The sequence below is a fragment of the Streptomyces puniciscabiei genome, from assembly GCF_006715785.1.
Lineage (GTDB): Bacteria > Actinomycetota > Actinomycetes > Streptomycetales > Streptomycetaceae > Streptomyces > Streptomyces puniciscabiei.
In genome coordinates this window covers 838137-850921 of sequence record NZ_VFNX01000002.1, presented here as the reverse complement: position 1 = coordinate 850921, position 12785 = coordinate 838137, and the positions used below count along the sequence as shown (strand labels likewise).

General features: G+C 71.6%; 13 protein-coding genes. 6 read left to right on the top strand and 7 right to left on the bottom strand.

Annotated elements, in window-relative coordinates; translation table 11 throughout:
- Positions 1-234: 234 nt before the first annotated feature.
- A complete protein-coding gene (locus FB563_RS34865) occupies positions 235-717 on the top strand; it encodes a VOC family protein (protein WP_055708062.1) in 483 nt (160 codons plus the stop codon).
- Positions 718-738: 21 nt separating this feature from the next.
- On the opposite strand, the gene FB563_RS34860 is transcribed toward FB563_RS34865, so the two are convergent.
- The 5 genes from FB563_RS34860 to FB563_RS34840 all read right to left on the bottom strand — a co-directional run bounded on the left by FB563_RS34860 (position 739) and on the right by FB563_RS34840 (position 6413).
- Positions 739-1614 carry an aminoglycoside phosphotransferase family protein gene (locus tag FB563_RS34860; RefSeq protein ID WP_055708071.1) on the bottom strand — a complete coding sequence of 292 codons (876 nt, stop codon included), beginning with the start codon at positions 1612-1614 and terminating at the stop codon, positions 739-741.
- Between the two features lie 102 nt (positions 1615-1716).
- Positions 1717-2595, bottom strand: coding sequence for a geranyl diphosphate 2-C-methyltransferase (locus FB563_RS34855; RefSeq protein ID WP_055708063.1), 879 nt, complete (start codon positions 2593-2595; stop codon positions 1717-1719).
- Between the two features lie 48 nt (positions 2596-2643).
- Complete coding sequence (locus FB563_RS34850; RefSeq protein WP_055708064.1) at positions 2644-3693, bottom strand: family 2 encapsulin nanocompartment cargo protein terpene cyclase; 1050 nt, start codon at positions 3691-3693, stop codon at positions 2644-2646.
- 16 nt (positions 3694-3709) lie between these two features.
- The gene (locus tag FB563_RS34845; protein WP_055708065.1) at positions 3710-5152 is read right to left on the bottom strand and encodes a family 2B encapsulin nanocompartment shell protein; all 1443 of its coding nucleotides are present in this window, start codon (positions 5150-5152) and stop codon (positions 3710-3712) included.
- 253 nt (positions 5153-5405) lie between these two features.
- Entirely contained in the window at positions 5406-6413 is a 1008-nt protein-coding gene (locus tag FB563_RS34840; RefSeq protein ID WP_199832914.1) for a zinc-binding alcohol dehydrogenase family protein, read from the bottom strand.
- Between the two features lie 161 nt (positions 6414-6574).
- On the opposite strand from FB563_RS34840, the gene FB563_RS34835 reads away from it, so the two are divergent.
- On the top strand, positions 6575-7369 hold the full coding sequence (locus FB563_RS34835; protein WP_055708067.1) for a VOC family protein: 795 nt from the start codon (positions 6575-6577) through the stop codon (positions 7367-7369).
- Positions 7370-7402: 33 nt separating this feature from the next.
- Positions 7403-8101 carry a ribonuclease H family protein gene (locus FB563_RS34830; protein WP_055708068.1) on the top strand — a complete coding sequence of 233 codons (699 nt, stop codon included), beginning with the start codon at positions 7403-7405 and terminating at the stop codon, positions 8099-8101.
- 15 nt (positions 8102-8116) lie between these two features.
- Here the strand turns inward: FB563_RS34830 and melC2 are convergent, their stop codons facing one another.
- Complete coding sequence (gene melC2, locus FB563_RS34825; protein ID WP_055708069.1) at positions 8117-8938, bottom strand: tyrosinase MelC2; 822 nt, start codon at positions 8936-8938, stop codon at positions 8117-8119.
- Between the two features lie 37 nt (positions 8939-8975).
- Positions 8976-9362 carry an apotyrosinase chaperone MelC1 gene (gene melC1, locus FB563_RS34820; RefSeq protein ID WP_055708070.1) on the bottom strand — a complete coding sequence of 129 codons (387 nt, stop codon included), beginning with the start codon at positions 9360-9362 and terminating at the stop codon, positions 8976-8978.
- 338 nt (positions 9363-9700) lie between these two features.
- On the opposite strand from melC1, the gene FB563_RS34815 reads away from it, so the two are divergent.
- The 3 genes from FB563_RS34815 (at position 9701) to FB563_RS34805 (ending at position 12718) form a co-directional block, all read left to right on the top strand.
- On the top strand, positions 9701-10522 hold the full coding sequence (locus tag FB563_RS34815; RefSeq protein WP_079048938.1) for a lipase family protein: 822 nt from the start codon (positions 9701-9703) through the stop codon (positions 10520-10522).
- A 100-nt stretch (positions 10523-10622) separates the two neighbouring features.
- Complete coding sequence (locus FB563_RS34810; RefSeq protein ID WP_142219154.1) at positions 10623-12113, top strand: MFS transporter; 1491 nt, start codon at positions 10623-10625, stop codon at positions 12111-12113.
- On the top strand, positions 12110-12718 hold the full coding sequence (locus tag FB563_RS34805) for a TetR/AcrR family transcriptional regulator (protein ID WP_055705847.1): 609 nt from the start codon (positions 12110-12112) through the stop codon (positions 12716-12718). The genes FB563_RS34810 and FB563_RS34805 overlap by 4 nt, the downstream gene beginning before the upstream one ends.
- Positions 12719-12785: the final 67 nt, after the last annotated feature.

The following is a 12785-nucleotide window of genomic DNA, read 5'->3' as shown; positions in this document are numbered from 1 at the left end:
TCACGTTTGTGTCCGCCTCGGTGGCTGTTCATCCTTTTTGGACTGTGCGCCGGTTTGTACCCGAAATCTGGTGTTTCATACGTCCCGACGGATGCGCTCACCGGCCGGGTACCCCCGGTCACGCCACGCATGCATGCGTCGGCGCCGGATCCCGCCATTCGCGTTCCGGCCGATGAGTTTCGCCGCGAGGATCGGTCCACATTCACGACCGCGTTCCCCGCTCAGGAGGTGCTCATGACCACCGACGGATTCATCACCTGTCTCTGGTTCGACGGCCAGGCCGAGGAGGCCGCGCAGTACTACGTGTCGATCTTCAAGAACTCCGCCATCGGTCGCGTCGGCCGCTACACCGAGGCCGGTCCCGGCCCGGCCGGCTCCGTGCTGGTCGTCGAGTTCACGGCCAACGGCCAGAAGTTCGTCGCACTCAACGGCGGCCCCCAGTTCACGTTCAACGAGGCGATCTCCTTCCAGATCATGTGTGCCGACCAGGAGGAGATCGACTACTACTGGACCAGGCTCACCGAGGACGGCGGCGAGGGCGGCCCCTGCGGCTGGCTCAAGGACAGGTACGGCGTCTCCTGGCAGGTCGTCTACGACCGGATGCCGGACCTGCTCGGCGACCCCGACCAGGAGAAGGCGGCCCGCACCATGAAGGCGATGATGGCCATGGGCAAGCTGGACGTCGCCGCACTGGAGAAGGCGTACGCGGGGGAGTAGCGGACCTGGGTCCGCCGGCCGTCACCCGGCCTCGGCGAGGATCTCGGTGATCACATGCCGGGAGTTCTCCGCCAGCGCCGGGTTGGTGTGCCAGTAGTACGGCAGCTGGATCAGTGAGATCGACAGCGCCCAGCCCCGCCCCCGCGCCCACTGGGCGTCGTCGGCGCCGACGGCCTTGCGGAAGGCGTCCCGGACGGACGCGGGAAGCAGGTTCCAGGCCACGATCAGATCCACGGCCGGATCACCCACTCCCGCGCAGCCGAAGTCGATGACGGCGCTCAGCCGTCCTTCGTCGACCAGTACGTTCCCGGGGGAGAGGTCGCCGTGCGCCCACACCGGCGGCCCCGCGTGCTCCGGCTCGCGCAGGGACTCCTCCCACAGCGCCGTGACCGCGCCACGGTCGACCCGAGCGCCCAGCTCGGCGACCGCCGCGCGGGTGGGCTCGTCCCGGCCCCGCAGCGGGCCGCCCCGGTAACCGGGCGGTCCGTCCTGCGGGTCGATCCCGCGCAGCGCCCGCACGAACCCCGCGAGGTCCTCGGCGAGCCGCTCCGGCTCCCGCACGGCACCGGTCACCGGATTGCGCCCTGGAAGCCAGCGGTGGACCGACCAGGGCCACGGGTAGCCCTCGTCCGGCTCGCCGGTGCCCACCGGTTCGGGCACGGCGAACGGCAGCAGCGGCCCGAGCCGGGGCAGCCAGCGCTGTTCCCGCCTCACGTCCGGTACGGCGCCGGGCCGCCGGGGCAGCCGTACCAGCAGGTCGGTGCCCAGCCGGAACATGGCGTTCTCGGTCCCGGAGGAGGCCAGCCGGCGTACCGGCAGCGCGGCCCACTCCGGGAACCGGCGGGCGATCAGGCGCTGGACCAGCGGGGCGTCGAGGTCGAGTTCGTCCGCGTGCATCCTCGGCGGACTCTGGCTGTCGTGGGCGCTCATCACGGCCCATCCCAGCGCCTCGGCGCCCTCGCCGTCCACGGAATTTCCCCCGTGGCGCCCTTGCGGGCCTCAGACCCGGTCGGCCGCGATCAGCAGGTACTGGAAGCTGCCGTTGCGGTAGGCGTCCAGGAACGTGTCCTCGATGCCCGTGACCAGATGGCCCGCCTCCCTGCGCAGTTCCCAGTAGGGGATCGTCGCCTCGGTCAGATCCTCGACGTGCACCGGCACCAGGCGGTTGCGTGCCATCGCCCTGAAGTACTCCGAGCGCGGGTGGATGTCGCAGATGTAGTGGGCGTTGATCAGCGACACCTCGCGCGAGGCCTGCCCGTAGGTGTCGTTGTAGCAGCCGGTGATCACCACATAGCGTCCGCCGCGGCGCAGCAGCCGGGCGTGCTCGGCGAACAGCAGGTCCAGCTCGACGTACATCGTGGACTCGTTGTTCCAGGACGCCGCGTACACGCCGGTCTCGAGGCCGGTGTCGAGCATGTTGCGGTGGTGGTAGCGCACCTTGTCGTCGATGCCCCGCGCCCGCGCCTGCTCGTTCGCGAACCCGGCCTGTTTGGCGGAGATGGTGACGCCGTCGGCGTGGCAGCCGTAGCGCAGATGTGCCACGACACTGCCGCCGCCCCGGCCGCAGCCCGCGTCGAAGACACGGTCGGCGGGGGTCAGGGGACCGAGGTGCGAGGCGAGCAACTCGGCCTGTGCGTGCTCCAGTCGGTGCAGTTCGGCGGTGAGGCGGTCCCGGCGCAGGGCCGGATCGGGCTCGTCGAGCACCGAGCAGTCGGCCGCCCCGATGCCGTAGTGATGGTGGTACAAGTCGTCGATCTTGCCGAGTTCGAGGTTGACCGGGTTCTCCTCGGCGTTCCAGTAGTCCGCGACCCGGCTCTGGTAGGTGGACTGGGCCGGGACCGGAACGGGCGTGGTCCGGTCAACGGGGGCAGTGGTCAACGATGGCTCCTCGTGGTGCATGTGACGGTGTTTCGGAAAGAGGGGCGGTCACCAGTAGTCGGGCAGGTGGTAGCGGTGGGTGTTGGTGGCGTGCCACTCGTGGTTGCCGGACACCCAGGCGGCGAGCCCCCGGGCGTACCGCTCCACGAGGGGCGAGGTGGCGGACAGTACGGCCGACTCCTCCTCGAAGGCCTCCATGATCCGGTTGTGGATCTCGACGGACTTCAGATAGGCGGCCTTCAGCCCGCACCGCTCGTTGGCGGCGACGACCTGCGGCAGGTTCAGATGGTCGGGGTCGCTCGCCAGTTCCTTGGTGAAGGAGTAGAGGTCGTTGACGATCGTGGTGGCGTTGCAGGCCAGGGCCGTGATCCGCTGGATCTCGGGGCGGGCGTAGATCTGTTCGGGCAGTTCATAGCCGTCCACGGCGTCGACGAGCGACAGACAGGGACGGAAGTTGTTGAACTGCCGCATCACCAGGTACTCCCAGACCCGCGGCACGTACCCCGTCTCCATCCAGGCGGCCTCGGCGAGATAACCCATGTGCAGCCGGGCGATGTCGTGCACGAACCGGTCGGTCTGGCTGGGCGTGGCGAACGTGGCGTAGTCCTCGAGGGCGAAGCGGTACGAACGCAGCGGACCGTCGGCCTGGATGCCCCGGCGCCACTCCTCCTCCAGCTCCGGGATGCCGTGGTAGGGGTCGAGCGCCGACTGCGCGATGATCAGCGGGCCGCCCAGGCCGCGCCGTGATCCGCCCCTGCCCTCGTCCTCCTCGCAGTAGCAGGAGTCGACGATGTTCTCGGCCAGCAGCAGCTTCCCGGCGGCGGTGAGACGGTCCAGGTCGAGGCCGCCCGGGTGCTGGAGCACGACGGCCCGGCCGAACTGGAAGCCGGAGAAGTCTCCCTTCCAGGCCGTGGGAAACAGGTCCAGCTCCCGTGCCCAGGTCTCCAGGCGGCGGTCGACCTCGGCCGTCTTCTCGGGGTCGGCGGGCACCGCGGGCCGGTACAGCAGCCCGGGGATGGCTCCGCTGCGCCGGTTCTTGAGGCTCTGGGCGAGGTTCGGGGGGCCGGGCAGCCGGTAGCCGGTCGTGGGTGTGGTCATGGGGTGCTCCAGGCGGTCATTCGGGGAGCCGGCCGATCTGGACGTTCTCCAGGATCCCGGCCGCGTCGGGCACGAGAATGGCCAGCGAGTAGTAAGCGGTCACCAGGTAGTTGACGATCGCGGCAGAGTCGATGCCCATGAACCGGACGTTCAGGCCCGGCTGGTGCTCCTCCGGGATGCCGGTCTGATAGAGGCCGATGACCCCCTGGTCGGCCTCGCCGGTGCGCAGGGCGATGATGCTGCTGGTGTGGTCGTCGCTGATCGGGATCTTGCCACAGGGAAAGATCGGCACACCGCGCCACGCCGGTACCTCGTGGCCGTCGACGCTGACGGTGCCGGGAACCAGTCCACGCCGGTTGCATTGTCGGAAGAACGCCGCGATCGCCTTGGGATGGGCGAGGAACACCTTCGTCTTGCGCCGCATGGAGAGCAGTTCGTCCATGTCGTCCGGGGTGGGCGGGCCGGTGAAGGTGCTGATCCGCTGGCCGTAGTCGACGTTGTGCAGCAGCCCGAACTCCCGGTTGTTGACCAGCTCCCACTCCTGACGCTCGCGGATCTCCTCGACCGTGAGGCGGAGCTGCTGCTGGGTCTGGTCCATCGGGTGGTTGTAGAGGTCGGCGACCCGGGTGTGCACCCGCAGCACGGTCTGGGTGAGGGACAACTCGTATTCGCGCGGGGCGAGTTCGTAGTCCACGAAGCCGCCGGGCAGCGTGGGCTCGCCGACATGGCCCGCCTGCACCGGAACCTCGGCCTCGCCCTTGCGGTTCGTCGGCCGCCGCTGCCGCTCGACATACGCCTGGAGATGCGCGGCGAGGGACGGCACCCGCTCGGTGAACTCCTGCACCACGGCCCAGGGCAGCGCCAGCACCACGCCCGCGGTCTCGGCCCGCACCGAGGACAGCCACAGCGGATCGGACTGTCCGACCGCCTCGTCGCCCATCTGGTCGCCGTCGGTGACGACCCCGGTGATCTCCTCCTCGCCGTACTTGCCGGTGGCGTAGCGGGTGAACCGGCCGTGGACGACCAGATACGCCTCCGTCACCGGCTGGCCGGCCTCGAACAGCACCTGCCCGGCGCGTACCTCCCGGGGCCGGAAACGGCCGGCGATCTCACGCAGCACGTCGACGTCGGGGTAGCCGCGCAGGATGGGCAGCTCGGTCAGCGTCTGAGGGATGACCCGGATGTCGTCGGCGCCGTTCTGCTCGAAGTGCACCCGGCCGCGGCCCGCGCGCAGCGTCAGGCGGCGGTTGACCCGGTAGGCGCCGCCCTTGACGTCCACCCACGGCAGGGTCTTCAGCAGCCATCGTGAGGTGATGGCCTGCATCTGCGGCTCGGACTTGGTGGTCGTGGCGAGCTGGCGTGCCGCCCGGGTGCTCAGGCTGGTGAGCTGCCCGTCGGCCGATGGGTCGCGGGCGGGCTCGTCGACGGCGGGACCGGTGGCGCTGTCCGGTGTGGTCACATTCCCTCCAGCGGAGCTGTGTGCGAACAGGGGTGGCCGGATCGCCGGATGGTGAACGTGGTGATCCTGCACCCAGGCCAAGCCAAACAGTCCTGGTGAGGTGCCCGATACAGCGCGAAGGGGGCAGAACCCGGCACTCGGGTGCGTAAACCTGCTGATCGGGGCACGAGCGGCAAACGGTGTGCCCGGGCGCCGGTGCACTGCGCCCCCCGGCGGTGTTCCCGCGCGCCGGTGTGGTGCGCCTCCCCGCTGCTCAGGACAGGTCGGCGTACAGGACGGCCGCCCCGTCGAACCGTCCGGCCTTGAGGTCGCGAAGCGCCTGGGGAGCGCGGGAGAGCGGATACGCGTGCGTGGTCGCGCGGACGCCGTGCCGGGCGGCCAGGGCGAGGAACTCCCGGCCGTCGGCACGGGTGTTCGCGGTGACGCTGCGCAGCTCCTTCTCGTAGAACAGCTCGGTCTCGTAGTGCAGCGGCGGTACGTCGGTCAGGTGGATCCCGGCGAGGGCCAGCACGCCGCCGCGGTCGAGGGCGCGGAGTGCCACCGGGACCAGCTCGCCGGCCGGGGCGAAGAGGATCGCCGCGTCCAGCGGCTCCGGCGGCGCCTCGTGCAGGCCCCGCGCGGAGGCCGCGCCCAGTTCCAGGGCCAGCCTGCGGGCGGCGGGCTCCCGGGTGATCACATGCACGGTGGCCCCCTCGGCGAGCGCCACCTGGGCGCACAGATGGGCGCTGCCCCCGAACCCGTACAGGCCGAGCCGCCCGCCCTCGGGCAGTCCGGTCCGCCGCAGCGCACGGAATCCGATGATCCCCGCGCACAGCAGCGGCGCCGCCGCCAGATCGGCCAGGGCGCCGGGCAGCCGGTACGCGAACGCCGCCGGCACGGTCGTGTACTCGGCGTATCCGCCGTCGGCGTCCCAGCCCGTGTACCGCGAGCGCGGGCACAGGTTCTCGGCGCCCCGTGCGCAGTACGCGCACACCCCGTCGGTGCGCCGCAGCCAGGCCACGCCCACCCGGTCCCCGGCCGTGAAGCCCCGCACCGCGGCCCCGGCGCCCGCGACCTCGCCGACCACCTCGTGGCCGGGGGTCACCCCGGACCGGTGCACCGGCAGATCGCCCTCGGCGACGTGCAGATCGGTCCGGCACACCCCGCAGGCGCGCACCCGCACCAGCAGCTCGTCCGCCCCGGGCACCGGCACGGGCCGCTCCACCAGTCGCAGGGGATGCCCCTCGACCGGCCCCGGCCGCACCACCGACCACGCTCGCATCGTGTCTGCCGTCATCGCGCCGTCGCCTCCACCACCCAGTGTCCGGCGGCTTCCCGGTTCGGCGCGCGGGGCGCCCCCGGTGTGGCTAGCGTGAGCTTCGGGACATACCGCCTGAGGTGGGGATCATCCGTACGGACGCGAAGACCAGGAGGGCCGCGAGCATGGCCGTGCAACCCGAGGGAACGCCCTGTTGGGCCGATGCGATGTTCAGCGACGTCGAGGGAGCCAAACGGTTCTACGGCGACGTCCTCGGCTGGACCTTCGGCGAGTCGTCGTCGGAGTACGGCAACTACACGCAGGCCTACGCGGACGGCAAGGCGGTGGCGGCCGTCGTCCCGCCCATGCCCGGGCAGGAGGGCCAGTCGCAGTGGTGCCTGTACTTCGCCTCCCCCGACGCCGCCGCCACCTCGGAGAAGATCCGGGAGAACGGCGGCGAGGTGCTGATGGAGCCGATGCAGGTGGGCGACTTCGGCACGATGTGTCTGGCCCGCGAGCCCAGCGGGGCCGTCTTCGGCGTCTGGCAGGCCGGCAGCCACGAGGGCTTCGAGGCGACGGCGACCCCGGGGGCCTACTGCTGGGCCGAGGTCTTCACCCGTGAGCCGGAGAAGGCCGACGCCTTCCTCTCCGCAATCTTCCCGTACCGGATGAAGGACATCGTGGACGACGCGGTGGACTTCCGCATGTTCGACGTGGGCGAGGACACCGTCCTCGGCCGGATGCGGATGACCGACGACTTCCCGCCCGAGGTGCCCTCGTACATCAACGTCTACTTCACCGTCGACGACTGCGACGCGGCCGTGGCCCGTGCCACCAGGCTCGGCGGTGTCCTCCGGTTCGGGCCGATGAGCAGCCCCTTCGGCCGGTTCGCGGCGCTGAGCGACCCGCAGGGCGCGAACTTCTCCGTGATCGACATCACGACCACGGAGGGCGAGATGCCCAAGGTCGAGGAGGCCTGACCCGGCCGCGGCGGGGCCCGGCGCGGCCATGGCATGATCGTGCGCATGCGTGAACGTGTGGTGGCCGCGTGCGACGGGGCTTCGAAGGGCAACCCCGGACCGGCCGGATGGGCGTGGGTGATCTCCGACGGCGACGAGCGGACCCCCGCCCGCTGGGAGGCCGGCCCGCTCGGCCGGGCCACCAACAACGTCGCCGAACTCACCGCCCTGGAGCGGCTGCTCGCGGCCGTCGAGCCCGAGGTACCGCTGGAGATCCGGATGGACTCCCAGTACGCGATGAAGGCGGTCACCACCTGGCTGCCCGGCTGGAAGCGCAACGGCTGGAAGACGTCCGCCGGCAAGCCCGTCGCCAACCAGGACCTCGTCGTCCGCATCGACGCGCTCCTCGACGGCCGTACGGTCGAGTTCCGCTACGTCCCCGCCCACCAGGTCGACGGCGACCCGCTGAACGACTTCGCCGACCGCGCCGCCAGCCAGGCCGCCTCCGTGCAGGAGGCCGCCGGCAGCGCGCTCGGTTCCCCCGCGCCGCCGCCCTCGCCCGACACCCCGAAGGCGGCCGCCCCGCGCCGTAAGGCGCCCCGCCGCACCGGCGGCGGAGCGTCCTCGTCGCGCACCATCAAGGCGAAGTTCCCCGGCCGCTGCCTGTGCGGCCGCTCCTACGCGGCCGGCGAGTCCATCGCCAAGAACGCGCAGGGCTGGGGCCACCCGGAGTGCCGTACCGCCGAGGCCTGACCACACCGGGTCCGGTCAGCTGTCGAACGTGTAGAACCTCGTGTGGTCCAGCAGGTCCGCCGGACGCACGTCGTTCCACGGCTTCATCGTCTCGTCGAGGTCCACGACGTCCGGCGTGCCGCCGGCCGGCACGTACCCCGCGCCGGGGTGCCGCCGCTGCCACTCCGCCCACAGCTTGTCGACGTAGGCGTGGTGCAGCCAGAACACCGGGTCGTTGGGGGACACCCCGGTGGCCATCTGCCCGCCGACCCAGACGTGGACCCGGTTGTGCAGATTGACCCCGCGCCACCCCTCCAGGTTGTTGCGGAAGCCGTCCGAGGCGCTGTTGTACGGCGCCATGTCGTACGCCGGTATCGACAGCACCGACTCCACCTCGGCGCGCGTCGGCAGCTCGCGCACGGCCGTGCCCAGCGAGCGGCGCAGGAAGGTACGGCCGTCGACGCGTATGGTCAGCGGCCAGTTGCCGGCCGACGCGGCGAACGGGCCGTCCATCACCCGGCCGTCCGTGCTGCGACCGGTGCCGCCGAGGAAGTCCGGCGCCCACAGCGAGGCTCGCACCGTGCGGTCGGTGCTCCAGTCCCAGTACGGCAGTGCGACCGAGGGGTCCACGGACTGCAGCGCCTGCTCGAAGTCGAGCAGGAATCTGCGGTGCCAGGGCAGGAACGACGGTGAGCGGTGGCCGGTCCGCTCGCCGGTGTCGGTGTCCGACATGATGAACTCGTTGTGCGTGCGGACGAACTCGTCGTAGCGCCCGTTGCGCTTGAGTTCGAGGACGGCGGACACGAACCGCTTCTTCTCGTCGGCGGTCAGGGTGGCCTGGCTCTTGCGTACGGTCATGGTGCGCGATGCTCCGGAAAGTCCTTGGGGGGGGCGGTCAGTTGGCGGGGAAGGGCAGCAGCGGGGCGCCCTGCAGCTCGTCCACCGCGGCCCGGGCGGCGGCGCGCGGGGTGGGCACCGGGGCGTAGTGGCTGACGACGCTGATCCAGGTGCCGTCGGCGTTGCGCATCACGTGCAGCTGCACGCCGTCGACCAGCACCTCGTAACCGCCGCCGTGGTCGTGGTGGTGACCGCCGGAGCCCGTGGTCATCGGCCGGCCCTGTATCCGGCGGCCCTTGTAGACCTCGTCGAAGCTCCCCGGCATCGGCATGGGGTGCTCATGGCCGGCGGCCGAGGCGGCGGGTGCCGCGAGAGTGGCCACGGTGGCCGTCGCGGCGAGGGCCGCGGTCGCGGTGAGTGCGCGGCGCCGGGTGATGTCGGGCATACGGGTCCTCCTGGAGGGTGTTCCGGTGGTGACGCCGCATGCCTATCGGGGACTCCGGGACGGGAGGAAATCCCTCGGAACCGGTTGGCTGTGATCCGGACAATTAGCCACATGTCATACAGAGTTGAACCAAGATGATCTTGCCGTGGCCGGGGCGTGACGCGCTCCGGAACGGGGAATTCCTTGCCGCGCCGGCCCCGTTCCCGGCGGACCTTGCCGTCCGCCCTCCGTTCGAGTGGCCCGGCTCACCACGCCAAACTGACGCGATCGGGCAGCCCGGGCGCGCTGCTACCCTGCCGTTCCATATGACTACACAGGGTGACCGAGGAGTCCCGCCCATGGCCGTGCCCGTCTCGTTCGACCAGACCTCGTCCGGCTACAGCCTGCAACGCGCCTACTGGCTGGCCCGAGCGGCCGACCTGGCCTACAAGGACCGCGCCGTCATCGAGGAACAGGCGGCCCAGTGGGGCTTCGACCAGGTCCGCCACCACGAGACCCGGTTCACCCCGCCCTTCCCGCTGCAGGACACCCAGGCGTACACCCTGGCCAGTGACCGGATGATCGTCACCGCGTTCCGCGGCACCGAACCCACGCAGATCAAGGACTGGCTCACCGACTCCACCACCCCGCCGAGGCCCGGACCCGGCGGCAACGGATACGTCCACCACGGATTCGCCGAGGCCCTGGAATCGGTCTACCCGGCCGTCCACACCACCCTCGCAGAACTGCGCACCGACGGTCAGAGCGTGTACTTCACCGGGCACAGCCTGGGCGGCGCCCTCGCGATGCTGGCCGGCGCCCGGATGTACCTGGAGGACCCGCACCTGGCCGCCGACGGCGTGTACACCTACGGCCAGCCGCGCACCTGCGACCGGCTGCTCGCCGAGGCGTTCCACAAGGGATTCGGCGGCCGGATGTACCGCTTCGTCAACAACAACGACATCGTTCCCCAACTGCCGCCCGAGCCCGTCTTCACCCATGTCCGCGCCCTGCGATACATCGACTCGCACGGCCGGCTGCACGAGAGCATGCCGATGCTGTCGGCGCTCACCGACCGGGCGACCGGACTGACCGCCGACGCCTTCGCTCCCGCCTCCGACGGCCTGCGCGACCACTTCATGCACAACTATCTCGCCGCTCTGGAGAAGAACCTCGACTGAATGATCCGAGCCGCCTGCCACGCACGTTGGTGAATGGCCATTCACTCGGTAGGGTGAATGGCCATTCACCGAGCAGTCGTGTCGTACCCAGGAGCGCCGGATGGACCAGCCCGCCCCCATACCCCAGCCGCCCGGCCCGGCCCTCGCGCCCCCGCTGCGGGACCGGCTCACCATCCCGGTGCTGGCGTCGGGCGGCATCCTCATGGCGGTCATGCAGACCGTCGTCGTCCCCCTCCTGCCGGACCTGCCCCGGCTCACCGGCGCGTCCGCCGCGACCGTCTCCTGGACGGTCACCGCGACCCTCCTGTCCGGCGCGGTCCTCACCCCGGTGCTCGGCCGGGCCGGCGACATGTACGGCAAGCGGCGGGTGCTCACCTGCGCGCTGGCCCTGATGACCCTCGGCTCGGTGCTGTGCGCACTGACCTCCGACATCGGCCTGCTCATCGCCGCCCGCGCCCTCCAGGGCGCCGCCGCCTCGGTCGTCCCCCTGTCCATCAGCATCCTGCGCGACGAACTCCCGCCCGACCGGCGGGGCTCGGCGGTGGCGCTGATGAGCTCCACCGTCGGCATCGGCGCCGCGCTCGGCCTGCCGCTCGCCGCGCTGGTCGTCCAGTACGCCGACTGGCACACCATGTTCTGGCTGACCAGCGCCCTGGGCGCGGCGGGCGTGGCGGCGACCTGGTGGGCGGTCAAGGAGTCACCGGTGCGCGAGCCCGGACGGTTCGACGTGACCGGGGCGCTGGGGCTCGCCGCCGGCCTGGTCTGCTTGCTGCTCGGCGTCTCGCAGGGCGGCTCCTGGGGCTGGGGGAGCGCCCGGGTCCTCGGGCTGTTCCTCGGCGCCGCCGTCGTGCTCGCCCTGTGGTGGTGGCAGCAACTGCGCGCCGAACGGCCGCTTGTCGATCTGCGGCTGGTCGGCCGGCCGCGCGTCGGCCTGTCGCACGTGGCCGCCCTGCTGACCGGGTTCGCCTTCTACGCCAACTCGCTGGTCACCGCCCAGCTGGTGCAGGCGCCGAAGGCCACCGGCTACGGCCTCGGCCTGTCGATCGTCGCCACCGGTCTGTGCCTGCTGCCGGGCGGCGTGACCATGCTGCTGTTCTCGCCGCTGTCGGCCCGCATCTCGGCCGCGCGCGGCCCGCGGACCACCCTCGCGCTGGGCGCCGCCGTCATCGCCTGCGGCTACGCGGTCCGCATCGCCGACAGCCGCGACCTGTGGATGATCATCGCCGGTGCCACCGTGGTCGCGACCGGCACCACCCTCGCCTACTCGGCGCTGCCCACGCTCATCCTGCGGGCCGTCCCCGCCGGACAGACCGCCTCCGCCAACGGCGTCAACGTCCTCATGCGCACCATCGGCCAGGCCACCTCCAGCGCCGCCGTCGCCGCCGTCCTCGTGCACCACAGCAGCCCGGTCGCCGGCGTCGCGACACCCACCCTGCACGGCTATCTGCTCGCGTTCGCGATGGCCGGCGCCGTCGCCCTCGCCGCCTGCGCCGCCGCCCTGTCCATCCCCGGCGACGGCACCCTGGGCGGCCCCCGGCACGCCACGGACCCCACCCGCGGCCCCCGCGACCAGGCGATGGAGGGAGCATGAGAGGCGTGAGCACTCCACCCGCACCGAGCCTGTCCGCGCGCCGTGACGCCGAGGCCACCAAGGCGGCCATCCTCACAGCGGCCCGCCACCTCCTCGCCCGGCACGCGCACGCCGACATCACGCTCAAGGCGGTCGCCGAACGCGCCGGAGTCAGCCCGCCGTTGATCGTGAAGTACTTCGGCAACAAGGACGCCCTGTTCGCCCGCGTGATGTCCTTCGACACCGACGCGGACGCCCTGCTGGACGCGCCGCTCGCCGGCCTCGGCCGGCACATGGTCCGGCACGTCCTCGCGAGCCAGCGCGAGCGCGGCGCCGACCCGCTGCTGCGCATCGCCTTCGCCCCGTTGCACGGTGACCACGGCGACATCCTGCGTGCCAACTTCCGCGCCCAGGTGACCGAACGCCTCGCCGCCCGGCTCACCGGCCCCGACGCGGGGCTGCGCGCCGAACTCGCCGTCGCCGCACTCGTCGGCCTCGGCGTGATGTACGGCATCGCACGCGGCCCGCACCTGCGCGAGACCGACGCCGACACCATCGCCGACCGCTACGGCCCGCTCGTCCAAGCCCAGTTGACGCCGAACGACGCCCCTCGCCCACGAGGGTGAAGCCACCCGGCCCGCCCGCCGGAGCAGCTCGTTCCCACAGTAGCCGGGTGCCGGATGACACACTGGC

Coding starts and splice junctions, on each gene's coding strand:
- FB563_RS34865 (WP_055708062.1), top strand. CDS start 235: ATGACCACCGACGGATTCATCACCTGTCTCTGGTTCGACGGCCAGGCC.
- FB563_RS34860 (WP_055708071.1), bottom strand. CDS start 1,614: ATGCACGCGGACGAACTCGACCTCGACGCCCCGCTGGTCCAGCGCCTG.
- FB563_RS34850 (WP_055708064.1), bottom strand. CDS start 3,693: ATGACCACACCCACGACCGGCTACCGGCTGCCCGGCCCCCCGAACCTC.
- FB563_RS34840 (WP_199832914.1), bottom strand. CDS start 6,413: ATGCGAGCGTGGTCGGTGGTGCGGCCGGGGCCGGTCGAGGGGCATCCC.
- FB563_RS34835 (WP_055708067.1), top strand. CDS start 6,575: ATGGCCGTGCAACCCGAGGGAACGCCCTGTTGGGCCGATGCGATGTTC.
- FB563_RS34830 (WP_055708068.1), top strand. CDS start 7,403: ATGATCGTGCGCATGCGTGAACGTGTGGTGGCCGCGTGCGACGGGGCT.
- melC2 (WP_055708069.1), bottom strand. CDS start 8,938: ATGACCGTACGCAAGAGCCAGGCCACCCTGACCGCCGACGAGAAGAAG.
- melC1 (WP_055708070.1), bottom strand. CDS start 9,362: ATGCCCGACATCACCCGGCGCCGCGCACTCACCGCGACCGCGGCCCTC.
- FB563_RS34815 (WP_079048938.1), top strand. CDS start 9,701: ATGGCCGTGCCCGTCTCGTTCGACCAGACCTCGTCCGGCTACAGCCTG.
- FB563_RS34810 (WP_142219154.1), top strand. CDS start 10,623: ATGGACCAGCCCGCCCCCATACCCCAGCCGCCCGGCCCGGCCCTCGCG.
- FB563_RS34805 (WP_055705847.1), top strand. CDS start 12,110: ATGAGAGGCGTGAGCACTCCACCCGCACCGAGCCTGTCCGCGCGCCGT.